At 60.7% G+C, this 24,563-nt stretch carries 18 protein-coding genes; 8 read left to right on the forward strand and 10 right to left on the reverse strand.

Annotated elements, in window-relative coordinates:
* Positions 1-228: 228 nt before the first annotated feature.
* Both ACP8KU_RS01100 and ACP8KU_RS01105 read right to left on the reverse strand, forming a co-directional pair.
* Entirely contained in the window at positions 229-1,662 is a 1,434-nt protein-coding gene (locus tag ACP8KU_RS01100) for an AI-2E family transporter (RefSeq protein WP_484483833.1), read from the reverse strand.
* Between the two features lie 143 nt (positions 1,663-1,805).
* Positions 1,806-5,246: a bifunctional proline dehydrogenase/L-glutamate gamma-semialdehyde dehydrogenase gene (locus tag ACP8KU_RS01105; RefSeq protein ID WP_484483834.1), complete on the reverse strand. Its 3,441-nt coding sequence runs from the start codon at positions 5,244-5,246 to the stop codon at positions 1,806-1,808.
* A gap of 1,127 nt (positions 5,247-6,373) precedes the next feature.
* Here ACP8KU_RS01105 and ACP8KU_RS01110 point away from each other — a divergent pair.
* On the forward strand, positions 6,374-8,092 hold the full coding sequence (locus tag ACP8KU_RS01110; protein ID WP_484483835.1) for an LPXTG cell wall anchor domain-containing protein: 1,719 nt from the start codon (positions 6,374-6,376) through the stop codon (positions 8,090-8,092).
* Between the two features lie 138 nt (positions 8,093-8,230).
* On the opposite strand, the gene ACP8KU_RS01115 is transcribed toward ACP8KU_RS01110, so the two are convergent.
* From ACP8KU_RS01115 to ACP8KU_RS01130, 4 genes are all read right to left on the reverse strand, one after another.
* Positions 8,231-8,911 carry a response regulator gene (locus ACP8KU_RS01115; protein WP_484483836.1) on the reverse strand — a complete coding sequence of 227 codons (681 nt, stop codon included), beginning with the start codon at positions 8,909-8,911 and terminating at the stop codon, positions 8,231-8,233.
* Complete coding sequence (locus tag ACP8KU_RS01120) at positions 8,896-9,051, reverse strand: hypothetical protein (RefSeq protein ID WP_005285046.1); 156 nt, start codon at positions 9,049-9,051, stop codon at positions 8,896-8,898. Before ACP8KU_RS01120 ends, ACP8KU_RS01115 begins: the two co-directional genes overlap by 16 nt.
* Before the next feature lie 101 nt (positions 9,052-9,152).
* A complete protein-coding gene (locus tag ACP8KU_RS01125; protein WP_484483837.1) occupies positions 9,153-10,316 on the reverse strand; it encodes a histidine kinase in 1,164 nt (387 codons plus the stop codon).
* A gap of 226 nt (positions 10,317-10,542) precedes the next feature.
* A complete protein-coding gene (locus tag ACP8KU_RS01130) occupies positions 10,543-10,764 on the reverse strand; it encodes a hypothetical protein (protein ID WP_039885835.1) in 222 nt (73 codons plus the stop codon).
* Positions 10,765-11,248: 484 nt separating this feature from the next.
* Here ACP8KU_RS01130 and dnaK point away from each other — a divergent pair, with 484 nt between their 5' ends.
* From dnaK to exaC, 5 genes are all read left to right on the forward strand, one after another.
* A complete protein-coding gene (gene dnaK / locus ACP8KU_RS01135; protein WP_023029306.1) occupies positions 11,249-13,111 on the forward strand; it encodes a molecular chaperone DnaK in 1,863 nt (620 codons plus the stop codon).
* Entirely contained in the window at positions 13,111-13,833 is a 723-nt protein-coding gene (grpE, locus tag ACP8KU_RS01140; RefSeq protein WP_005279390.1) for a nucleotide exchange factor GrpE, read from the forward strand. Before dnaK ends, grpE begins: the two co-directional genes overlap by 1 nt.
* 98 nt (positions 13,834-13,931) lie before the next feature.
* Positions 13,932-15,137 carry a molecular chaperone DnaJ gene (gene dnaJ / locus ACP8KU_RS01145; RefSeq protein WP_005279391.1) on the forward strand — a complete coding sequence of 402 codons (1,206 nt, stop codon included), beginning with the start codon at positions 13,932-13,934 and terminating at the stop codon, positions 15,135-15,137.
* A gap of 20 nt (positions 15,138-15,157) precedes the next feature.
* A complete protein-coding gene (locus ACP8KU_RS01150; RefSeq protein ID WP_023029305.1) occupies positions 15,158-15,685 on the forward strand; it encodes a heat shock protein transcriptional repressor HspR in 528 nt (175 codons plus the stop codon).
* A gap of 423 nt (positions 15,686-16,108) precedes the next feature.
* A complete protein-coding gene (exaC, locus tag ACP8KU_RS01155) occupies positions 16,109-17,629 on the forward strand; it encodes an acetaldehyde dehydrogenase ExaC (RefSeq protein WP_023018042.1) in 1,521 nt (506 codons plus the stop codon).
* Between the two features lie 43 nt (positions 17,630-17,672).
* On the opposite strand, the gene ACP8KU_RS01160 is transcribed toward exaC, so the two are convergent.
* Positions 17,673-18,851, reverse strand: coding sequence for an alpha/beta hydrolase (locus tag ACP8KU_RS01160; protein WP_484483838.1), 1,179 nt, complete (start codon positions 18,849-18,851; stop codon positions 17,673-17,675).
* On the reverse strand, positions 18,848-19,111 hold the full coding sequence (locus tag ACP8KU_RS01165; RefSeq protein ID WP_232018295.1) for a hypothetical protein: 264 nt from the start codon (positions 19,109-19,111) through the stop codon (positions 18,848-18,850). The genes ACP8KU_RS01160 and ACP8KU_RS01165 overlap by 4 nt, the downstream gene beginning before the upstream one ends.
* Before the next feature lie 91 nt (positions 19,112-19,202).
* Between ACP8KU_RS01165 and ACP8KU_RS01170 the strand changes: the two genes are divergently transcribed.
* Complete coding sequence (locus ACP8KU_RS01170) at positions 19,203-20,018, forward strand: carbon-nitrogen hydrolase family protein (protein WP_284644224.1); 816 nt, start codon at positions 19,203-19,205, stop codon at positions 20,016-20,018.
* Here the strand turns inward: ACP8KU_RS01170 and ACP8KU_RS01175 are convergent.
* Positions 20,015-21,253: a 2-polyprenylphenol hydroxylase gene (locus ACP8KU_RS01175; RefSeq protein WP_484483839.1), complete on the reverse strand. Its 1,239-nt coding sequence runs from the start codon at positions 21,251-21,253 to the stop codon at positions 20,015-20,017. The two genes, ACP8KU_RS01170 and ACP8KU_RS01175, sit on opposite strands and share 4 nt — an antisense overlap.
* Positions 21,254-21,310: 57 nt before the next feature.
* Positions 21,311-22,654, reverse strand: a complete 1,344-nt coding sequence (locus ACP8KU_RS01180) for an NAD(P)-binding domain-containing protein (protein ID WP_484483840.1) — start codon at positions 22,652-22,654, stop codon at positions 21,311-21,313.
* A gap of 131 nt (positions 22,655-22,785) precedes the next feature.
* On the opposite strand from ACP8KU_RS01180, the gene ACP8KU_RS01185 reads away from it, so the two are divergent.
* Positions 22,786-24,162: a sodium/glutamate symporter gene (locus ACP8KU_RS01185; RefSeq protein ID WP_484483841.1), complete on the forward strand. Its 1,377-nt coding sequence runs from the start codon at positions 22,786-22,788 to the stop codon at positions 24,160-24,162.
* Positions 24,163-24,563: the final 401 nt, after the last annotated feature.

Here is a 24,563-nt window from a genome sequence, read left to right on the forward strand (position 1 = left end):
CAGGAAACGGAGATCTCGTTTACCCTGTACACACCGTAGGAAGATTAATATTTCCTGTACAAATTGGTTGGAGTGTGATTATCGTTACCTGGAAATATCCTGCATGTATTAATTTCGCAAAGTAGATGCCCTCCCCCCCGGATGGGGAGGCTGTTTGCACTTAAAAGCAATGCGGTGCACCTCGAAGGGAATACTCCGGCAGGTGCACCGCGTTGTGTAAAAGGGTCTTTAGGTGAGCGGGCTCATGGCCGCGAAAAGCTGCTTTACCTTCTCGCGAGGAGTCTCCTCGCGGGGGCTGTTGCTGTTGTCGTCGCCTTCGGAATCTTCGTCATCTTTGTTGTCCTTGGACGCGGCCTTGGAACCGGTGATGACTTCGATATCGTCTGGCGCGACTTCACCGGCGCGCAGGGCGGCCATCTCTGCGTGGTAGCGCAGGACAACGGCAATGGTGGCGGCGACCGGCACGGCGAGGAAAGCGCCGACGATGCCGGCCAGGGTGGAACCCACGGTGATGGAGAGCAAGACGATGGCCGCGTGTAAGCCCATGGCCTTGGACTGCAGGATGGGTTGGAGAACGTTGCTTTCCACTTGCTGGACGATGATGATAAGTGCCAGCGCGAGCAGCGCATTGGTCAGGCCATTAGATACCAAGGCGATAATGACGGCCAAGGCACCGGCAGTGACGGCACCGATGATGGGGATAAAGCCCGCGAAGAAGGTGATGACGGCGATGACTAGCGCCAGTGGGACCTGGAGGGCCCAGAGGCCGAGGCCGATAAAGACGGCATCGACAAGCGCGACTACTGCTTGGGCCTGAATGAATCCAGACAGCGTCTTCCACATGCGGGAGGTCAATTCCGTGATGTGCCATGCGGCGGAATTGCCGGTGTATTTGCGCAGCCAGGGCAGGAACCTATCGCCGTCTTTGAGGATGAAGAAGGTGATAAAGAGCATGATGACGGTGGCTACCGCAATGGAGCTGGCCATGGAAAAACCAGAGACGACGCCGGTGGCAATTGTTGAGGCCTGGCCCTTGGCAAAGGTTACGATGTCTTGGAAGACTGATTGTAGCTGGTCCACCTCAATATCCAGCGGGGAATCGTTGACCATCTTGGTCAGCTGCATAATGCCGGCTTCGGCCTCATTGATAAGCACCTTGGATTGCGCGGTGACCATGGGCGCCATGGCGGCAAAGATGCCGCCGAAAATAACCACCAGACCCAAAAGCGTCGTGACCGCTGCCAGGGTGCGGGGAAAGCCCTTGGAACGCAGCCAGGCGGTGACCGGATACAGCACCGTGGAGACCAAGATGGCGAGGATAACCGGCAGCAGGCCCACCCAAATAAAGCGCAGCAGGAAGCCTGCCAGGCCTAGCCCTGCCGCGATGAGGATAAAGCACACCGAAATCTTGGCCATGCTGCGGAAGTCTTTTGCCAGCACGGCGGATTTATTATCGCGATCGGCGGGATCGGCGGTGGCTACCTCAGCGCCCAGCTGGGATTCATCGGGGGAGACCAGTGGCGTGGCGTAGGGGTTCTTCGCATCGGCCTTGCGGTTGACGGCGTTGTCCTCGAGCGCCGAGGGGTACTGCGCGCGCTGCGCCGCGTCCTGGCCCGGGTGCTGCTCCGCGCCGTGAGGGAAATGGTTTTCTGGCGTAGTCATTCATCTACTATGCCACACGAAACCACCTAGAGACAGCGTGGGAAAGCAGGCAAAAAGGTAGCGCCCCACCTAACTCCCAGCGGAAAGGGCAGGAGAAAGGTGGGGCGCTTATTCAATGTGCCGCGACGGAGGCGACTGGCGTATTAGTCGCGCAGGTTGCCCACGTTGCGGATGATGCCGAAGCGGTGCATGGTCACGGAGACTGCCTGCTCGAGGAGGTAAGGCATGAGCTCACGGCGGCCATCGGCAAGCACGGGCTGGTCCAGCACCACGGAGTTGGAGCGCACCGCTGCCTCGTAGACGGAATCCGGCACGGTGCCCAAGGCGCGCACGCGGGAGGACTCGTCATTGGCCACGGCGGCGGCGAAGGAACCATCAGAAATGGACTTCACGTCGAAGCCGAGCTCCTGCAGCTGGGCGGCAACCTCTGGCGCAGCGGAGATTTCCGTCTCGGTTCCGGTGATGCCGGAAGCAAGCACCTGGCGGGCGACATCGCGCAGCTTGTAGTCCTCGCCCACGCGGATGCGCAGCTTGGTGAGCAGCGGGCGGTAGCGGAAGCGGTTGGCTTCAGCGACCAGCGCGGTGCGGTCGTGGGTGCGGCCGAATTCCTCGAGCCACGCAATCCGGTCCAGCTCGGCAGCGCGCCAGAGCCATTCCAGATCGTCCTGGCTGAGCTCATCAGACAGCTCATCGTGCAGGCGCTGCAGAATCTTCACGCTGGCTGGGGCGATATCCACGTCGCGCGGCTTGAGCTCGCCATCGGTCCAGGTACCCATCTGAGCCACGTAGTTCGGGCCGCCGGCCTTCGCACCTGGGCCCATGACGGACTTCTTCCAGCCGCCGAAGGACTGCCGCTGGACAATCGCGCCGGTAATGCCGCGGTTGACGTAGGCGTTGCCCACCTCAACGTTGTCGATCCAGTACTCGATTTCCTTGTCATCCAGGGAGTGGATGCCGCCGGTCAGGCCATAGCCGGTGCTGTTTTGCCAAGCGATGGCCTCTTCCAAGGTATCGGCGTACATGATGCCGAGGATGGGGCCGAAGCACTCATTCTTGTGGTACCAAGAGCCCGGCTGGACATTATCGCGGATGCCCGGGGACCACAGGGTGCCCTCTTCGTTGAGCTTCTCCGGCTTCAGCAGCCACTTCTCGCCCGGCTCCAGCTGGGTCAGGCCGCGCAGCAGCTTCTCGCTCGGCTTTTCAGCCAGGCCGTTCATCGTGGTGGTGATGTCATAGCCCGGGCCAGGCTTCAGGGTCTTGACGGAATCCAGCAGCTGCTCGCGCAAGCGCTTGGACTTGCCCGCAGCACCAACGAAAATCACCAGCGAAGCGGCCGAACACTTCTGGCCGGAGTGGCCAAAGGCGGAGTTGTACAGGTCCTGGATGGCCAGGTCCGGGTCGGCGGCTGGGGTGATGACCAGCGCGTTCTTACCGGAGGTCTCTGCCATCAGGTTCATCTTGGGCTTCCAGGAGCGGAAGAGCGCGCCGGTATCGGAGGCACCGGTCAAGATGATGTTATCCACGTCATCGTGGGAGAGCAGGGTCTTGCCGGCATCGCCTTCATCAGTCAGCACCAGCTGCACCAGATCCGGATCCAAGCCTTCTGCTTCGAGTGCGGTGCGGAAGGCTTCAACCACCATCTTGCCGCAGTGGACTACCTGGGGAGCAGGCTTGACGATGACCGCCGATCCCGCCGCCAAGGAGGCCGCAATGCCACCGGTAGGAATGGCGATGGGGAAGTTCCACGGAGGGGTCACCACGGTGACGGTGTGCGGGTGGAACTCGGAGTGTGCCTCTTCCAAGAAGCGGGCGGACTGCCCGTAGTAGGTGCAGAAGTCAATGGCTTCCGAGACCTCAGGGTCAGTCTGGGTGACCGTCTTATTGGCCTCGTAAGCTGCTACAGAGATGAAATCGCCGCGCTTGGCGGCCAGCTGATCTGCGACGGCGTCTAGGGCTGCAGCGCGCTCTGCGGCGGGGCGCTTGCCCCATTCGGTGCCCAGTTCCTTGGCGCGGGCGACGTAGCTTTCCACGGAGGAGGGGTCGGTGACCTCCTGGACGCCGTGCTCACCAGGGTCATTTGCAAGCGCGCGCTTGGCCCAGGTGCGGTTCGGGGTAATGGCCGGGTCCGTATCGGGCTCGTTCCTGAAGCGCCCGGAATCCGGTGCCTGGCGCCCGGAATCCTCGAGGCGGTTCTGGGTGCGGCGCGATCCGGCGAAGGTATCCCAGCGCTTGGCCACGGCCTTGCGGAACGTTTCTTCCTGGCTTGCCAGTGGTTCCTCGCCCGGGGCGAAGAGGGCGTAGAGGAAGTTCTGCGGCGCGGAGTTCTCCTCCAAGCGGCGCACGAGGTAGGACACGGCGACGTCGAAGTCATCCGCGTGGACCACCGGGGTGTAGAGGATCTGGCGGCCCTCGTAGACCTTGCGCACGGCTGCCTGCTGCGCCGGGGACATGCCCTGCAGCATCTCAGAATCCAGCATGTGCAGCACGCCGCGCTTTACGCCGAGCTCGTAGGCCATGGCGGCGGTGTACAGGTTGTGGCTGGCCACACCGATGCGGATGCAGTCCGCGAATTCCTCCTGCAGGATGTAATCCAGCAGGCGGTAGTAGTTAGCGTCAACGTCCAGCTTGTTGGTGTAGGTAGCCAGCGGCCAGTCGTGGACTTCGCTTTCGGCGGTCTCCATGGACAGGTTGGCGCCCTTTACAATGCGCACCTTGACCTTGGCGCCGCCTTCTGCCACGCGCTGCTTGGCAAATTCCGCGATGTCCTGGAGGGCATCGAAGGTATCGGGCAGGTAGGCCTGCAGCACGATGCCGGATTCCAGGTTCTTGAACTCCGGCTCGCTCATCAGGCTCTTGAACAGGCGCAGCGTCAGGTGGAGGTCGTGGTATTCCTCCATGTCCATGTTGATAAAGACCTGCGGGTTGCGGCGTGCGGCCTCCTGGTAGAGCGGGCGCAGGCGGTCCTTCAGGCGTTCTACGGAACTGCCGATGTCCCAGTTATTCAGCTGCGCCACCATCGAGGACGCCTTGACGGATACGTAGGTCACGCGCGGGTTCTTGATGAGCTCCAGGGTGCGGCGCGCGCGGGACTTTGCTTCCTCTTCACCGAGCACGGCTTCACCCAGGAGGTTAAGGTTCAACTGCTCGCCAGAGGCTGCGGCCTTTTCCAGGGTGTCATTGAGCGCATCCGATTCCGCGTCCAGCACCAGGTGGCCAACCATCTTGCGCATGTACATGCGTGCTACCGGCATGACCAGGTTAGGCAGGATGGGTCCGAAGAAGCCGCCGGCGCCAACGAGTGCGCCATTGATGCTGCCCAGGAAGGAAGGATCGTACTGGGAGGAAATGTCCTTCAGCGCCTTGGCCGCGACCTTGTCATCTTCCGGGCGCATGACGCGGTCCACGAAGTCCATGGTAAACCGCACACCATTGTCATCGCGCAGCAGCTCCGCCAGCTGCTCGGTGGCCTTGTCCTTTTCATCTGCGGTGGAATCGAGCCAGCCCTGCGCGCGCTTAATGGCGGCGGGCAGTACGGCCTCAACATCATCAGATAGTGGCGTGCGGGTGTATGCGGGAGAAGTCATGTGAAATTCAACCTCTTTTTCGAAACGTGTACTTCCAGGTTGGTGGCCAACCCACACCGCGGTGTGGCCTTTATGCTGTGACTTTTAGCGCCGGTGGCAGAAAGTGGCTGGTAAGTCTATGGAAATGAGAAAGCATGCGGGGCGTTTTAACGCCGCACACGTGGCAATGAGTGGAACACGCGGAATGCGCGCGCCGCTGCTCGGTGGTTTACACCAAGCGAATCAACAAGCCATAGTGCTATCGGTATTGGTGACCGGGGGCCTGTCGCTATGGCGGCGGACGCGTGCCAAGTTGGTGTTCAACACTCACCTGCTTTCTACGAAGTGACGATATTAAAAAAGGGTGAGCACTCTCTGTAGTAAAAGTGCAATGCCCTTTATGTTCCAGAACGGGGTATAAGTACCGGGAACGGCATAAATCCGCTGGTACGCAAGGATTTTTACCCCTTTGCTGTTAACCTGATTATAGGGGTGGAAGGAACGTGACGCTAGTCTCGTTTGCAAAATCACACTCGGGGGTAAAAACAGAAAGCTTAACGTGCTGGGTACAGAGTTTTAGGGGGTAGTCGCTGCCTAGTGTTAAAGGTGCGCTTTCTCCGAGATTAACCGTGTTAAAGACTGTCTGGCGAGGTCAGGGCCGTGCGGCGATCTGGGGTAAATGGGCCAAGACTGTATTTCACCCAGATCGCCACTCATGCGAAGCCGATATGTGTCCAACCTCGTACATGAGGTACACGCTTTTCACAGCTCATGTTAATGTTCACGGCTGAATCTTAAGCATTCTCTAGCCCCTATCCATCTACTTGCCAGAGGTTTCCATGAGGACTTCCAGAAAAGCTTCCACGAAAGTAATGGCGTTGCTTACTGCTTCGCTCCTGACGGTAGCGGGGGCTGCGGTAGTAACCCCTACGTCTGCTAATGCCTTCATTCCTGACGCGTCGCTAGAGGGACCGTCTCACGGTGACGACCTGGGGCACGGCCCCAAAACGGCCAGGATTACTTTGGACACGGATAAAACCAAAGTAAAGCCTGGTGAAACCGTCAATGCCCACATCGAAATTGACGGTACGGCACCTTATCCAAAGTCGGGAAAATGGAAATATGGCGAGTCTGATATCACCGCAGTTTTGTTTGAACTGAATGTTAATCCGAAACTGACCGTCAAATCGGTAGATAAGTTGGACTTCAAGTGGAGCGACGGTAAGAAGCGGGAGCTTACCCAAGCTCCGACGGTGGACGAGCACAACACTATTGCTTTTGAATTTGCAACCGGCGAGCTTCGCCCTGGGTTTAAATCGACCACTCCCTTTGGCGCCGACACTTCTCTAAGCGTCGATATTCCTGTCACGGTTAACGAGACTGTCAAAGATGGAGAAGAACTCGGTGTGACGGTAGCGACCGAAATCGATATCCGCCCGACGTTGGACTGGACGTACGGGAAATGGGAAATGAACGAGGTAAACGGTCGCGAGGTGGACAATGCTGCCTGCTACCGGGATGCGGAAGGTACGCTTACCTTTGAAAACCCAGGCCGCTACGGAACTTGGATGGCCGATTTGTGGCTCGGGACTACTGCTGACCACTTCGAATTGAACGGTAAACCAGAATTTACGGTGACGGGCCCCAATGGAGAGAATCTCACCGATAAGGTTTTCCCAAGTGACGCTTATCCAAAGCGTACCCTGAACCCGCAGGCTAAGCCGACCATTTATACGGGTGCCGACGGTACGGATCTGACAAACTATCGTTGGCTCAGCCGCTATGAATGGAAGTTCAATGAAAAGGGCTCCGCCGGCGATGTATGGATACCTGAAGGCTCTACCATCCACGTTAAACAACGGGTGAGGTCTACTAATTGCTCATTCAATCCCAGCAAGGACCACTTCGGTGTCAAGGTCGAAAGCCGAAATGCGCATCTATTTAAACAAGATGTTGCGAGTGCCGCGCTGACCGTCGATGAAAACCCTGAGGCGCCTACTCCAAGCGAGACCGAACCCAAGCCGGATACGGAAAAGGAGTCGGAGCCGTCTTCTACCTCTTCTACTCCGTCTACGGAGGCGACGACTACCTCGGATTCTCCTGAACCGTCGGAGCCAACGGAACCAACGGAGCCATCGGAACCGTCAGAGCCTTCGGAGACTACGCCCAATGAAGATGGCGAGACCACGGTAACGACCACGGAACCAGAGACCGAAGACCCTGAGCCAGAGCCCGAAGAGGATCCTGAGCCATCTTCTCCTTCGTCTACTACATCTACGGAGGTGACGACTACCTCGGAGACTCCTGCTTCTTCGACTACGGAGACGACCAAGACGACTACGCCGACGTGTAAGCCATCGGAGTCTGAGTCCCCTAAGCCATCGGATCCGTCGGAGCCGTCCGAGCCTTCGGAGCCAACGCCTAGCGAGAGTGGCAAGACCACAGTTCCTTCTACGGAGCCTGAGTCCGAGGACCCGGACTGCGAGCCTTCGGGAAGCCCTGAGCCTACGCCTTCGTCCACCACGACGCCGACGTTGCCGCAGCCATTGCTCCCAGTGCCATTGCTGCCGTTGGGAAAGAACAAGGATAAGGAACCGAGCACGACGCCGGACAAGCCGAAGTCGAGCGAGCCTCAGGGAACTGAGCCGCGGGAACCCGGCACGCAGCAGGAGACCACCCAGCCGCAGAACGGTTCGCAGTCTCATGCCGCCACCAGCACGACGGCTGCAGCCCCTGCCAAGGGTGACCACTCGCAGCGAACCACTGGCCTTGCCAATACCGGCGCGTCTGTCATTGGACTGGTTATTGCCGGAATCATGGCTATTGCAGGCGGTCTCTTCCTGGTGCGTAGGAACCGCAACGCTTAAGAAAGCTAGTGGCAGTTACCCAGCACTGCCGGCTTCTGAGAAGCTGACTTAGAAGCGGTCAAAGCAGCGCCCTCGCAACGCGTACGAAACGTTGCGGGGGCGCATTGTGCTGTGCAGGTGCGTTCTTAAGGGAAGCCCCTATTTTCCGTAACCGGCTTTCAGTGCTTTAACGGCGAGTTCGAGGCGAGATTTTGCGTGGAATTCGCTGAGCAGGCTGGAGACGTACTTCTTGACGGTGCCGGCGGCATAGTGGGTGCTGGTGGCAATTTCCTCATTGGATTTGCCCTCGCAGACCAGGTCGAGGATGCGCTCTTGTGCCGGGGAGATATTGGGCGTTTCCGGTGCGTGGGCCGGCGCGGCGGCCGCGTCGTCATCGTCGGTGTGCAGCTCCGGCATCTGCTGGAAGAGGCGCGTCAAAGATTGCGGGGCTACGACCGTGCCGCCGCGCACCGCCTCCCGGACCGTGTCTTGGATATAGGCGGGCTTGGAGCTTTTGAGGATATAGGCTGCGGCCTTGTGGGACATGACCTCTTTGAGGGTGTCATCGTTATCCATCGCCGTCATCGCGATGAAAACGGGTGGATCCTCCAGCTTGTTGATCTCGCGCAATAATACGGTGCCATCCATTTCTGGCATGTGAATATCGGCGATAACCGCATCGATGTCGTTGGTCTTTAGCTGCTCCAGGGCGTCCTTGCCGTTTTCTGCGGTGGCGCTGACCTCCATGTCCTCGGCGGTGGCAAAGTAGTGGCCTAGGGCCTCGAGGACGAGGGGGTCGTCATCGACAAGCAGCAGCGCTGTCTTTACTCGAAGCACCATGGAGCCGGGCAGCCGAAGACGAGTTCTACGGAGGATTCGTACTTGGTGTTGTGGGGGAGATCGCCAGGGGTGAGGTCCGCGCCGAAAAGGGAGGTGGACATCATTAAGGGCGTGAGGATGCTAGCGAGCGCGGTCTGCATAACCAATCTCCTTGTCATAAAATCTACGTCAAAATAAGCAAGGCATAGCTTAATTGAAGGGGGCGCGGGCCTGCCATGCGGCGTGGCATAATTAACGCGCCTTATGCGCCGAAGGTGGCAGGGATAGGGTGAGCTCCCAGCGCTTGTCGATGCCCCTCGTATCCAGCCTGGCATCGATAGTTGCTGCGATGCGCTGCATGGATGAAAGCCCAATGCCCGACGATGTCTCTGCCGACGTGTTCGTGGGCTTGGCTATGGGATTGCTCAATCTGAGTCCAGCCCCTATGAGGCCGCGCCGAAATGGAAATCTCGGCGCCGGGAGGCGAGTACTTCACGGCGTTCAGGCACGCCTCGGTGGTAATAGCGGCGATGGATTCGAGCACCGTGGGAGGAAATTCGGGGCAGAAATCGTGCCCGCTAATGTTGACTACTGGGCGTCTGTTGAGTTTGGAGAGCCGCTCTTCCTCGCGGCTAAGCAGCTGGGTAAAGCTGGTGGGTGGGGCCAGCGTACCAAGGCTGGTGGCCTCAGTGGTGCCCTCGATATTGGTGCGCAGCACCTTGGTGAGCGCGCGGACCTCGGACATGGATGCACGCATGGCATCGCTAAGCTCAGTAAGGCGTCGGCTAAGGCCAGGATCGTTGGCGTATTCCAAGCTCAGGGCCTCTAATTGCATGGTATTGACCGTCAGGCTGGAGACCACGGAATTGTGGAGGGTTTCGGCCAAGTCGGTCTGGCGGCGCTTGACGTCGTTATTCCATTCCACCATCGCCTTCTTGTAGCGCCTGGCGGAATGTGCCAGCGTGCCGCCGATAAGGGCGCTGACCGTCAAAAGCATGCCCCAGACCAGCGCAGGCGCGGGCAGGAAGACCAGCCGGTGCGTGCCAGGATCGATAAGGCCGACACCCCAAAATGCCAAGAGGAGGAAGAAGGTCTGCCATCTGGTGCCATGAAAGGCGAAGACGGCGAGGAAAACCGGGGCGAGGAAGACGCAGCTGGCATAGGGGATGCCCACCGTGAGGATGGCAGCGACCCAGATGCCCAGGAACGCCACCGTCATTGTCTTGGGGTAGCGGTACACAGAGGCGGTGATCGTCGTGAGGATGAGCCCGATGATGGCCGCGGAAAGCTGATGCTCGGTTGGGGTGAGAAACGCTGCGAGCAGGGTAAGCGCTACGCACAGGGCGGCGATTAATGCTGCGGTGCGCTGGAGGGTCATCGCAGAGCGGAGGCGGTGATACAGCGGTGGGCGAGGGGCGTGGGTCACGGCGAGAAGGATGCTTTCTAGACGCGGCGGGCTAAATAGACGTGCGCGTCTAGTGTAAATACAAACGCATATCTAATAGGTAGGGCGCGAAAACAGCTCAACCTCCCGCACCTTCTGGCTGCTTATTTGCGCAGCGCATGTCGCGCGGCACAGAAGGTGAGGGAGGTTTAGCTGGTCTTCACGAAGGAGTGTGAAACGCTACCGAGCGTTTTAAGCGTTCGGGGTTTTAAGCGTTTGCGGCGGTGGCGGTGGTGGCAGCCTCTTCGGCTGCTGCGGTGGTCTCAGTGGTGGACTCTACGCTGCCCTGGGAGGACAATCCCTCAACTACAGAGGACAGGCCCTCGGAGTTGGAATCGGACTGAGAAATCAGCCCAACAATGCCCTTGGTGATCTTAACGACAGTATCGAAGTCAACGGCGGAGCTGAGGTGTACAAGGGTATCGAGCATTGACATTTCCTTTCATGTCGGTGGGGGAAGTGAATCTACACAACAATCATTCTCTGGATAGCAACCAGTGGCTGCCGTGGTGTCCAGTATCTGCGAGCGGGTGAAGGCTGACAATCCTCTTTGTGCCCCATTCTTTGGTAACTTTTGGCCACCTTTGGGTCACTTTTTGGGGCGCCGTGTGGGTGACTTTGGGCTCTGTGGGGCTCAAGGGGGAAGAGTTTTTCTTTGTTGTGTATCTGGGGCGGCTGGGATGGTGGTCCAGCTTTACAACCTGTCTAGCTGGGAAAATATAAAAAGTTTCAAGAAAGTTGAGTCTGCGGGAATAACTTTGCAGGGTGGCCCGTTATTAAGATTGAGTGACACAGGCTCAAGGTTTTGTGTAGGAGCGCTAAAGTTCTGTTAGAGTAGCGCAAGGACGCAACGAAGAGTTGAGTCACTGATAATCAACTTTATTAACTGCACTCAATAAAAAGGAGAATGAATCATGGGACGCGCAGTAGGTATTGACCTTGGTACGACGAACTCCGTCGTTTCCGTATTGGAAGGTGGCGAGTCCACCGTTATCGCTAACTCCGAAGGCTCCCGCACCACGCCTTCCGTTGTAGCGTTTGCTAAGAACGGCGAAATCTTGGTTGGTCAGTCCGCCAAGAACCAGGCCGTGACCAACGTGGATCGCACCATCCGCTCCGTCAAGCGCCACATTGGTACTGACTGGAAGGTCAACATTGATGACAAGGACTACACCTCCCAGGAGATTTCCGCTCGCACGCTGATGAAGCTGAAGCGCGATGCAGAGTCCTACTTGGGTGAGGATGTTACGGACGCCGTTATTACCGTCCCTGCATACTTCGAGGACGCACAGCGCCAAGCCACCAAGGAAGCTGGCCAGATTGCCGGCCTGAACGTCCTGCGCATCGTCAACGAGCCCACCGCGGCCGCACTTGCATACGGCCTGGAAAAGGGCGAGCAAGAGCAGACCATCCTGGTCTTCGACTTGGGCGGCGGCACCTTCGACGTGTCCCTGCTGGAAATCGGCGATGGCGTCGTTGAGGTTATGGCTACCGCAGGTGACAACACCCTGGGCGGCGATGACTGGGATCAGCGCATCGTTGACTGGTTGGTTGACCGCTTCAAGAGCTCCCAGGGCGTCGACCTGACCAAGGACAAGCGCGCCGTGCAGCGTCTGCGCGAGGCTGCAGAGAAGGCCAAGATTGAGCTGTCCTCCTCCCAGCAGGCCAACATCAACCTGCCCTACATCACCGTTGACTCTGACAAGAACCCACTGTTTTTGGACGAGACCCTGACCCGTACCGAGTTCCAGAAGATCACCCAGGATCTGCTGGACCGCACCAAGGCTCCGTTCAACCAGGTCATTAAGGATGCTGACCTTTCCGTCGGCGATATCGACCACGTTGTGCTGGTCGGCGGTTCCACCCGTATGCCGGCCGTATCTGACCTGGTCAAGGAGCTGACCAGCAAGGACCCGAACAAGGGCGTTAACCCAGATGAGGTCGTTGCAGTAGGTGCTGCCCTCCAGGCAGGTGTGCTGCGCGGCGAGGTTAAGGACGTGCTGCTTCTCGATGTCACCCCGCTTTCCCTCGGCATTGAGACCAAGGGTGGCGTGATGACCAAGCTCATCGAGCGCAACACCACCATCCCGACCAAGAAGTCCGAGACCTTCACCACCGCAGAAGACAACCAGCCTTCCGTGCAGATTCAGGTCTTCCAGGGCGAGCGCGAGATGGCTACCGCCAACAAGCTGCTGGGTTCCTTCGAGCTCGGCGGCATTGCACCGGCACCTCGCGGTGTGCCCCAGATTGAGGTCACCTTCGATATCGACGCCAACGGCATCGTCCACGTGACCGCCAAGGACAAGGGCACCGGCAAGGAAAACACCATCAAGATCCAGGAAGGCTCCGGCCTTTCCCAGGAAGAGATCGACCGTATGGTTAAGGACGCCGAGCAGCACGCTGAGGAGGACAAGAAGCGTCGCGAGGAGCAGGAGCTGCGCAATAACGCAGAGTCCACCTCCTACCAGACCCGCAAGTTCTTGGAGGATAACGAGGACAAGGTCTCTGAGGACACCAAGACCAAGGTCACCGAGGCTGCTGACGCCGTGGACGAGGCGCTTAAGGGCGATGACCTTGATGCCATCAAGTCTGCAGTAGAGAAGCTGTCCACCGAATCCCAGGAGATGGGCAAGCAGATCTACGAGGCGCAGGCTGCAGAGGGCGGCGCTGAGGGTGCTGGCGATGCCGGCGCCGCACAGGGCGACCCAAACGTGGTCGACGCTGAAGTTGTGGACGAAGACGAGAACTCCGACGACAACAAGGATGGCGACAAGTAATGACTCAGGACAGCGGAATGCCGCAAAACCCAGGCGACCCGGAAAACACGGATCCGGAGGCTACCTCGGCTGACCGCGCTGAGGCTGCCGCCGAAAAGGCCGAGGAAGCACAGGCTGCCAACGACGCGCAGGCTGATGCCTCCGAAGAAGCCAAGTTGGATCCCACCCTTGATGCTGACCTCGAAGACGCGCTGGCTGATGTCAACGCCGATGAGGTCGAGGCCGAGGCGGAGGGCGATGAGCCCACCTCCACCGGTGCTGCCACCAATGATGTGGAAGCGCAGTTGGCAGAACGCACGGAAGACCTGCAGCGTCTGAATGCGGAATACACCAACTACCGCCGCCGCACCGAGCGTGACCGCCAATCCGTTATCGAGACCGCGAAGGCAAAGGTTATAAGTGACTTGCTGCCGGTTCTTGATGACCTCGATTTGGCCAAGCAGCACGGTGACTTGGAGGGCCCGCTCAAGGCGGTTGCGGATAAGCTCCGCAAGGGCCTAGAGCAGCACAACCTCACCGCCTTTGGTGAAGAGGGCGAACCCTTCGACCCAGAGATGCACGAGGCCGTGCAGGATTTGTCCTCCGGCGATGAGCAGGTGCTCGGCACCGTGCTGCGCCAGGGCTACCGCGTAGGTGAGAGGCTGGTGCGCAACGCGCTGGTCATCATCGCGGACCCCGGTGAGGATTCCGGCAGTTCGGAAGGCACCGAACAAGCCGATTAATCCGGGAAAAGGGCGCCTTGGGAACTGACTGATTCAACTTCCCCCGGCGCCCTTTTTACTAACTACAACCGATTCTTCTTGAAAGGAGGAGATGCCCAGTGAGCGCTAAACCCGAATGGGCAGACAAAGATTATTATGCGGATCTGGGGGTCTCCTCGTCCGCAGATCAAAGCGAGATCAAGCGCGCGTACCGCAAGCTTGCCCGCGAAAACCACCCGGATACCCACCCCGATGACCCCGCGGCAGCGGACCGGTTCAAGCGGGTTGCGGAAGCATACGATGTGCTTTCCGATGCCTCCGAGCGCAAGGAATACGACCAGTTCAAGGCCATGCTGCGTAATGGCGGTGGCTTTGGACGGAACGGAGGCGCCGGCTTTCCCGGCGGGTTTCGATCCACGAACATGGGTGGACAAGGTGCGCAAGACTTCGACCTCTCGGACCTCTTCGGAGGAGCCACTGGAGGATCGTCTCAAGGCGGCGGTTTTGGGGATATCTTCGGTAGCGTTTTCAACCGCAGCGGTAGTGCTGGCCACTCAGCTAAACCGTCGCGGGGGGCCGACGTCGAAACGGAAATAACCCTCGATTTCCGCGAGGCCGCCAAGGGGACCACCATCCCGCTGGCCTTAAGTGGTAATGCGCCGTGCACCACGTGCCACGGCTCGGGTTCTTCCTCTGGCAAGACCTCAACGTGCGGGACTTGCAATGGCTCCGGGTACACCTCGGAAAACCGCGGTGCCTTCGGCTTTTCTGCCCCGTGCAAGGATTGCGATGGCACGGGCCGCCGCATCCCAGATCCATGTTCGGACTGCAACGGCACCGGAACGGTGCACCGCACCCGGAATATCACGGTCCGCATTCCCGCCGGCGTCATCGACGGCCAAAAGGTCCGCATCGCCGGCCAGGGCGAGGCTGGCCCGAATGGCACCCCGGCCGGTGACCTCTTCGTTGCGGTCACCGTGAAGCCAGACAAGGTCTTCACCCGTGACGGCGACGATATCCACATCACCGTCCCCGTCTCGTTTGCCGAGCTCGCCCTTGGTGACACCATCACGGTCCCCACCTTGGATAGCCCGGTCCGCGTGAAGATCCCGGCTGGTACCCCGGATGGCCGCACCTTGCGTGTGCGTGGGCGCGGCATTGCCAAGCGCGCCGGCAAGGCTGGCGACCTGTTGGTGAGCGTGCAGGTCACCGTTCCTTCCAAGCTCGATGCCGCGGCCTCCAGCGCCTTGCGCACCTATGCACAAGCCGAAAAGGACTCTGGCTTTAATCCCCGCGCAGGCTGGGCCGGCGCGGAGAGCAATTAAGGCAGGAGGTGCATTGCACAATGAGTACTGGAAAGGCAGAAGGCTCCGCCACCGCGGTTTACGTCATTTCCGTGGCCGCCGAGCTTTCCGGGATGCACGCCCAAACCCTGCGCACCTATGACCGCATGGGTTTGGTCTCCCCGGCCCGCACCCGGGGCGGCGGTCGCCGTTATTCGGATCGCGATATTGAATTGCTCCGCAAGATTCAGGCGCTGTCGCAAGACGATGGCGTCAATCTCGCCGGCATCAAATCCATCATCGAGCTAACTGAAGAGCGCGACCAGCTCGAGGCCGAACGCGATGCGCTTGCCGATGAAGTCCGTGCCCTCCGCGACCAGCTCGCCGCCGGGCAGCGCTCGGGATCGCAGCACCCCCAAGCGCAGGGGCAGCACACCCGCGGCGCACAAGGTCCGCAAGGCTCGCAGGCTCCGGTGCACTCCCAGCGCAGCGGTGAGCTCGTCCACGTCCCGCGGTCTACCTCCGTGGTGATGTGGAGCCCGCGCACCGCGCGCGATCGCAAACGCAATCGCCGAAACAACGGCGGCTAAACCGGCTAAACCGCCTAATTCGTCCTGCGGACGAGAAACCTCAACTTAAAACCCTCCATACCTTTGCCAGGACATAGCGCCCGCACAGGTATGGAGGGTTTATCTCTGTCCAAAAGCCCCTCGCACTCTCGGTGCCCCCGGCCTCCCGGCTCCCCCTCGGCCCCTATCATTCCCGCGCCCCCTCGCACCGCTGCCCCCTCCCTCGGGCAGTTCTGCACTCGCACAACCGGACTTTGGTCTGTGAAGAAATGTTAATTTCTCACCCCTATTTTGTGCGAGATGCGAAAAAGTGCATTACTATGGCCGGAAAGCAGGTGAGATACGCCACGGTAGAGCGCCTGCAGTGGTCCGAGCCATACCCGGCAAGGACCACGTCTGGCAAGAGCCACAGTCGAGATTTCTGCACGAGAGGACACCACCATCATGACTTTGTACGCAGCACCCGGAACCGAAGGGGCCATCGTCAACTACCGCGACCGCTATGACAATTACATTGGCGGTAAGTGGGTACCGCCAGTCGATGGCGAATACATGGACAACATCAGCCCCGTGACCGGCGAGGTATTTTGTCAGGTGGCCCGCGGCAAGGAAGCCGATGTCAATGCAGCCATCGACGCCGCGGAAAAGGCGTTTGCTACCTTTGGCAAGACCACGCCAGCAGAGCGCGCGCTCTTGTTGCACCGCATCGCGGACCGGATTGAAGAAAACCTCGAAAAGATTGCCGTTGCGGAGACCTGGGAAAACGGCAAGGCCGTCCGCGAGACCTTGGCCGCCGATATCCCGCTGGCCGTTGACCACTTCCGCTACTTCGCGGGCGCCATCCGCGCACAGGAGGGCCGCCTCTCCCAGATCAGCGAAGACACCGTGGCCTACCACTACCACGAGCCACTCGGCGTGGTCGGCCAGATCATCCCGTGGAACTTCCCGCTGCTCATGGCCTCCTGGAAGATTGCACCGGCCCTGGCCGCCGGTAACTGCATCGTGCTCAAGCCTGCGGAGCAAACGCCAGCATCCATCCTCTTGCTCATGGATATCATCGGCGACCTCCTCCCAGACGGCGTGCTCAATATCGTCAACGGCGTGGGCGAGGAAGCTGGAGCCGCATTGTCGGGATCGGATCGCATCGCGAAGATCGCGTTCACCGGCTCCACCCCGGTGGGCAAGCTCATCAATAAGGCCGCCGCGGACAAGGTCATCCCGGTCACCCTGGAACTCGGCGGCAAATCGCCGTCCATCTTCTTCAAAGACATCATGGATGAAGATGACTCCTACCTAGAAAAGTGCGTCGAGGGATTCGTCATGTTCGCCCTCAACCAGGGCGAGGTCTGCACCTGCCCATCGCGCGCGCTGGTCCATGAGGATATTGCTGATAAGTTCTTGGAGCTCGCCATCGAACGCGTCAAGAAGATCAAGATCGGCCACCCGTTGGATACCGAAACCATGATGGGCGCCCAGGCCTCTCAGGAGCAGATGGACAAGATCACCGAATACCTCAAGATCGGCCCAGAAGAAGGCGCGGAAACGCTCACCGGCGGCCACGTGAACAAGGTCGAGGGCCTCGAAAACGGCTACTACATCGAGCCCACGGTCTTTAAGGGCAGCAACGAGATGCGCATCTTCCAGGAGGAGATCTTCGGGCCAGTGCTCTCTGTGGCGACCTTCAAGGATTACGACGAGGCCATCGAGATCGCGAATACCACCAACTTCGGCCTCGGCGCCGGCGTATGGTCGCGCCAACAAAACATCTGCTACCGCGCCGGGCGCGATATTCAGGCCGGCCGCGTGTGGGTCAACCACTACCACGACTACCCAGCACACAGCGCCTTCGGCGGCTACAAGGAATCCGGCCTGGGCCGCGAGAACCACTTGATGATGCTCGGCCACTACCAGGAAACCAAGAACATGCTGGTCTCGTACTCCGACGTCCCCGCAGGACTCTTCTAAACCCGCCCCACGCTCCCACGCCCCCGCGCTGCCCAGCCCAACGCTAATCCGGCCTGGGTTCCGGGGCGGCCACCGTGCCCAAACCGCGCAGGAACTGCGGGTCCTCCCAATAAGACCCGTGGTCCCCGGGTAGGCCATCCGCGCCGGGCAGGGGAGTGGCACCAAAGGACTGGGTGGTGGGATCCGGGCCGTGGATCCCGCTAAGTGGCCCCGTCGCGATAGCGATGGGGTCATTGTCATTGGTCGCCGCCCACACGGTGCCGTGCAGCTCGCCGGCATGCTGGGCACTAGTACCGGGGCTTCCCACGAGCACAATATCGGAGGCGATGTCCTCCTCGCGCGCCGCGTATCCGGTCACGACGGAGCCATAGGAATAGCCCACCACCGTTCGTTTCGCACCTGGATACCGCTTGCCGATGCCCCGCTGAAACCGCACCAGCTCCTGCCCCGCCGCCCGCGCGGGATCAGCGTGCACGGCGCGCGGCAAACTCGACGGCGCCTGGTAACCCAACCACACGGCGGCAGGACCACCACTCGCCTTAGCAATATTGCGGCCACGGTCCACGGCGCGCTGCCAGGTGGTGGGGTCGGAGGAATGCACGCCTTCGACAAACGTGGTCACGGACGCAGGCTCCGTGCGAAAGCCCTCAGGATCCACCAGTGCTACCAACCGGCCAGGGCTAGTTTCCACGATGCGCATATCGGGATTATCCGCGGCCAGCTGCGCCACGCGGTCGCTGGCCTGGGCGAGGTTAATCTCGTGGATGGTATCGAGAGGAAGATCGGCAAAATCCTCCAGCCGCTTAGGCGGTTCCGCCCCGGCCGGCGTGCAGAGGGCGTCGATTTCTTGGGAGCAGAGCCAATCGAGGGCATCGCCAAGCGCGCGCACCTCCCGCAGTTGCACGGCCCCGGCCAGCGCGGCGGGGCCAGAAAGCTCGTCGATCTTGCCCAAAATGGAAATGATCCGCGCCTCCACCCCCTCGCGCCAGGCCTGCAAGTCCGCGTGTCGGTCGAGCACCTCGATGACCCGCTCCATCTGCTCAAGGGGGCTACTCAGCCACTCGGTAGCCTCGGCCAAACCGGAGCGCGCCGCCACGCCCGCGGGGCCACCCAGCGATAGCGAGCGCCAATCGTGGTGCGAGTCCATATAGTGAGTGTGCAGGCCAGAGCGATCCGCGGCGAGCTGCGCGGCGCTGTGGCGCAGGGCAGTCGATAAATTCATCGCGCCCTCCCCAAGTTCGCAGCCAGTGAGGAATCGAGCGCGCGGGCGCGATCCAGAAAGTCGTGGAGGCTGCGCAGGTGCTGGGAAACGGTGGCATCGCTAAGCTGCTGCGTCTCAGACCATTGCGCCACCGCGCGCTGGAGGGAAGCGGACGTCCGAGAGGCCACGCTTAAGTGCGCCCCCGGCAACGCCGCCGCCGGCCGCGCCCTCAACGTGCGTACATGTACGGGAAGGTGTTCAGGAATATCTACATAAGTCATGGCCTTAAGCGTGGCCGCTGCGGGCTGTGGCCGCGAGGGCAAAACCGCCAACCTGTGGATAACTAGGTGACGCTGCACTAAGTTGGGATTTATGAAAGTAGCAGCAGTGCAATTGACGTCTACCGGCAGCATCGAGGAAAACCAAGAACTCGCCCTGGATAAAATCCGCGAGGCCGCGGCGGCGGGCGCGCGCCTTATCGTGCTGCCCGAGGCCACCTCGCAGAACTTCCGCTCGGGCCGCCTGGACGAGCAGGCGCAGAACCTCGAAGGCCCGTTCGCCACCGCGATTCAGGAAGCCGCGGAGGAATTGGAGGTCACCGTCGTCGTTGGCATGTTCTGCCCAGCCGATACCGTCGAGCGCGAGGATAAGACCATCAACCGCGTATCCAATACCGCGCTCGTCGCAGGCCCTGGCGTGCTGGGCGGTTACGAGAAAATCCACACCTACGATGCCTTTGACTACCGCGAATCCGATACGGTGCAGCCCGGGGAGTCCCTGGTGACCTTTGACGTTGATGACCTCACCGTCGGCGTCGTGGTCTGCTATGACATCCGCTTCCCAGAGCAGTTCAAGGAGCTTGCGCGCGAGGGAGCGCAGCTCATCGTCGTGCCCACCAGCTGGGCGGATGGCCCCGGCAAGCTGGAGCAGTGGCGCCTGCTCACGGCCGCGCGGGCGCTGGATTCCACCAGCTATATCCTCGCCGCGGGCCAATCCCGCCCGGGCGGCAATGCGGAGGCCGGATCCCCCTCGGGCCCGACCGGCATCGGGCACTCCACCATCGTCGATCCCAACGGCGTGCGCGTGGCCGAGGCCGGCTACGAAGACGAGATCCTCTACGCCGAAATCGATCCGCACGAAGTAGCGAAGACGCGCCGCTCCCTGCCGGTGCTAGAGCTTAACGACTAAGACTGCGCCGCATAATCCTCCGGCAGCCACTCCCGGTCGCGGCCCCAGCTGTGGCTTAAGATCCACTGCTTGCCGATGCCCCTTTTCTCCAATCCCCTCCTTCCTTCCGCTACCTCCTCGGCGCTGCCGAAGAGGGCGAAGTAAGTGGGCGTGCCTGTGGATAACTCGGCCTCGTTGACTACTACATCGGTCGGGTCGGGGGAGAGGGTGTGGGTGGCGGCATCGGCAAGCGGCCGTGCGCCCAGCAACCACGGGTCGTTTTCTTGCCGGATGATGCGGCGCAGGCTGAGATCGGGGTAGAGGGCCGCAAGGTTCTGCTGGAAATGCGTGTCATAGTGCGCGCCGGGGCTATCCGCAACGGCAAAAATCTGCAGGTCCAGGTTCTTCGCGAGTCCCTCCTCGCCCGCATCCGCGGCCTGGCGCGCCGCTAGCGCCAAGCACCGCGCCGCCGCCCAGCCCGTGCCATAGGCTACGATGACCAACCTGCCGCCGCGCAACGCGCGCAGGTCCTGCCAGATGGACCCGGTGGGCCGGCCCAAAGTCCACCAATCGTCCGGCTTGGTATGCGCAAGCGACCGCGAAGCCGCGCCCACCGCGGCGACGTGGAAGACCAGCTGGCCGGTGGCATCGCTTGGCTGGGCTGGGGTGAGCATGCGCCATTGGCCGGGAAGGTACTGGGTGGTGACGGGGAAATACTGCCCCGGCTCAAAGTCTGCGGGCATCCCTGCCTCCACGCGAATGACCGCTGTTTCGCGCGTCGGCCGCTCCACCGCGACCACCTGCCCCGAATACGCCGGCGCCTCCCCAGCCAGGTCCGCCTCGCGCGCCGCGGTCGCCATCTCCGCGCAGACCTCGTGGATGACGGCGCAGGCGAAGTCGTACTGATACCGCGTGAGCGCCAACACCCGCAGGCCTTTGATGAGTGCCTCCTCGAAGCGCGCATACACCTCTGCCGGGAATCCATGCCTGCGGTGATCGCGGCCGAGCTGCGCGATCTTCTCCCGGACTGTCTCGGGCAGCACAGCCCCAACCCCGGACCCCGCCTTCGTGCCGGCGCTGCTGGGCTCCGCGTGTTCAATCACCCACGCCAATGCGTGCACCATGGACCGGTGGGTGTCCTGCATAGAAAGGGAAAAGACCTGCCGCGCCTCCGGCACCATGAGGAAAAACTGCTCATGCACCGCATCGCGGTAGTCGTCTGCGTACTTTCGGAAGTGCTCGCCCAATTCCCACATGCTTTCCCATCCTAGTGTGCTTGCCTGCCTTTTAGCGTGCACATTATCGTCCCCGCGCTACAGTTCCAGCGCCTTGATGACCTCGCGTGCCGCCAAGCGCCCCGCGCGCGTCGCTCCCACCGTCGAGGCAGTCGATCCATATCCGGCGAGGAAAACCCGCGGGTTCGCGGCAGGCGAGACCTCGTTGCGCATGACAATCCCGCCCTTGTGCGAGCGCAAATGCAACGGCGCCAGGTGGTCGAGTACCGGACGAAAACCGGTATTCCAAAAGATGACGTCCACCGCCAGATGCGTGCCCGCAGGGTAGGGCTGCCATGCCGCCCCGCTTTCCGATGCCCCCACAAACCCACCGCTCACAGCACCGTCGCCGTCCGCCACCGTCTCACGGTGCGCCGCAGATTCATCGCTCGCCGCAGCCCTGCCACCCGTGGCCGCCCCGTCGCTCGCCGCAGTCCTGCTGCTCGTCGCAGCCTCGCCAAACCGCACGCCGGTCGCATCGATGGCATTGAACATGCCGCGCGAGACCAAAACGCCGCGCTCTACCGCATCCAGGTATTCCTGCCAGGGCGGAATCCCGGTGGTCGAGACCACCGAGGCCGGTGGATTGCCGCTAAAGACCCGCTCGCGGACCTTCTCTTCCACATCCAAACCCCACTGCTTATCGAACTCCGTATTCGTAAAATCCGGCGCCCGCCGCGTGGCCCAAGTGGTTTGCGCGATGCCCTCAAGCTTCAATAAAAACTGCACCGCGGATAGCCCGCCGCCAACGACCAACACGTGCTGGCCTGCAAAATCCTCCGCCGCCGAATAATCCTTAGTGTGCAGTTGGCGCCCGCCGAAACTGCCGATGCCCGGAATATAAGGAATATACGGCCTATCCCACGTGCCGGTGGCGTTAACGATGGTGTCCGCGGAAAACTGCTCGCCGGACTCCAATGTCACGAGAAACGCGCCGCGCGGCTCGGGCTCGTCGTGCGAGGCGTGCGCACCGCGTGGCTCGTCTGGGTTCTCTGTTGCGCGCTCATCGCGCGGGCCGAGCGCGCCGTGGAGATTGCGCGCGCTGTGCGTGCCGGGCAGGGGGCGGACGCTGCGGACGCGCGCCGGGCGGTAGGGCCGCAGCTGAAACTTGTCCTCGTAAGCGCCGTAGTAGGAGGCGACTACTTGGGAGGCGGGGGAGGAGGCATCGGCAAGCGGGGCGGGCATGCCCGGCAGGCTTGCGATGTTATGGGCCTTTCCAAGCGTCAGGGAATCCCACCGGTGACGCCAGGCGCCGCCGGGGGCGGGGTTGGCATCGATAAGCAGAAAGTCTTGGGCGGGGACAAGGCCGCGGGAGGTGAGCTGGTGGGCCGTCGCCAAGCCTGCCTGGCCCGCGCCGATGATGATGCTGAGGTAGTGCTCCACCGTGCCATTGTAGCGGGGGTGAAAATCCGCCGTATGTTGTGGCTCACTACATGATAGGTAATGTACTTTTTATCTGCGAGCTCTCTACAAGTGAGCGGCCTGTCATAACTGCACAGCTAGAAAGGATTCCCATGGAAGATTTTTCCGCTTATACGCTCATGCTGGACGTGGGTTGGATTTCCTTACTCATGGTCATCGGCAATATTTTGCGCCACCAAGTGAAGTTTATCTTCCAGGACTTATTGCTGCCTGCCCCCATTACCGCTGGCCTGATCGGCCTGCTCGTCGGGCCCAACGTGCTGGGCTGGATTAATTTCTCCGATAACCTCGGCGATTACACCTCCATCCTCATTGCCGTGGTCTTTGCCTCGATGGCCTATTCCATGGAAGTCGGCGGCAACATGGGCAAGGGCGCGCGCAATATGTGGGGCTTTTCCACCATGATGTTTACCGGCCAGTGGGGCCTGTTCATCGTGCTCGGCCTGCTCTTCTTCGCCCCAGTCTTTGATACCCCCAACTGGTTCGGCATGATGCTGCCGGTTGGCTTTACCGGTGGCTTCGGCACGGCCGCCGCTGTGGGTGGCGCGCTGGAGGGCGTCGGCGCCGAGGCGGCTGCGTCTTTGGGCTTTACGTCTGCGACCGTCGGCACGCTGGCCGCGATTATCGGTGGTGTCATCGCTGGTAACTGGGGCATCCGCAAGGGCAAGGTGTCCTACGTTCCCAAGGAGCTGCCGGAAGAGATTCGCCGCGGCTACATCAAGAACCTGGATGACCGCCCCTCCCTCGGCCGCGCGACCACCAACCCTTCTTCCATCGAGCCGCTAGCGCTGCACTTCGGCTTCATCATCCTCACGGTCATGACGGCGTACGGCGTCAATAAGGGCATCTCCAGCATTTGGGAAAATGTTTCCATTCCGCTCTTTGCGATGTCCATGGTTATCGGCCTCATCTTCCGCGCCATCATGAACTTCGTCGGTGCCGAGGATTATCTGGATAAGGATTCCGTATCCTCCATCTCCGGTGCCGCTACCGATTACCTCATCGCCTTCGGCGTGGCCGCCATCGTTCCTGCTGCTATCGCTTCCTACTGGCAGGCGCTGCTGGTGCTGTTTATTTTGGGCACCATCTTCTGTAGCTTCTTCCTGATGTGGTTCCCCGCCGAGTTCTTTGGCGAGCGTTGGATCGAGCGCGGCATCTTCGGCTGGGGCTGGGCGACGGCCACCGTTGCTACCGGCATCGCCGTGCTCAAGATCGTCGACCCGAAGCTGAAATCCGGCACGCTATCCGAATATGGCATGGCCTATATCGGCTTCGGCCCGTTCGAGATTTCGTGGACCATTATCGCGCCAATGGCCGTGATGTACGGGTTTACCGGCGCATTCGGTGCCGTCTCGCTGGCCATTTCCATCGGCGTGTACCTGACGTTCAAATTCATGGGCTTGCTTCCGCCGCGCGGCACGATTTTCAAAGAGGGCATCGGCCACGTGGGCCAGAAACAAGAAACCTAGCCTTCACAAATCCACCCTGCGCAGCTACTCTGCGCAAGCCGGGCTCCCACATTTTTGGTGTGGTGGCCCGGCTTTGTCGTGCCGCGCCCTGCTGGGGCTCCGTCACGCTCAGGCCGTCGGCTGCAAACTTCCCGCCTCATGGAGGTTGTCGGCCGGAACCTCTCTGCCTCGCTGGAACCCGGTTTGAACCCAGCTTCGGCAGTGCGGCGTGCTCACTCCTATGCCGGCAGGACTTGGGTAGAACTTTTGCTGCATGGCGGCAACGCTGGGGAGCATAGCGTGGGAAGTTGAGCCGGGTGGACTCAAAAAATTTGGGTTGAGTGGAATAGGCTCAACTTTATGTGCGTTATACCAAGTGAATCCTTAAAATGGACGAATAAATCTTAGAAGGAGAAACGTAC

This window comes from Corynebacterium sp. LaCa_282, from assembly GCF_057198125.1.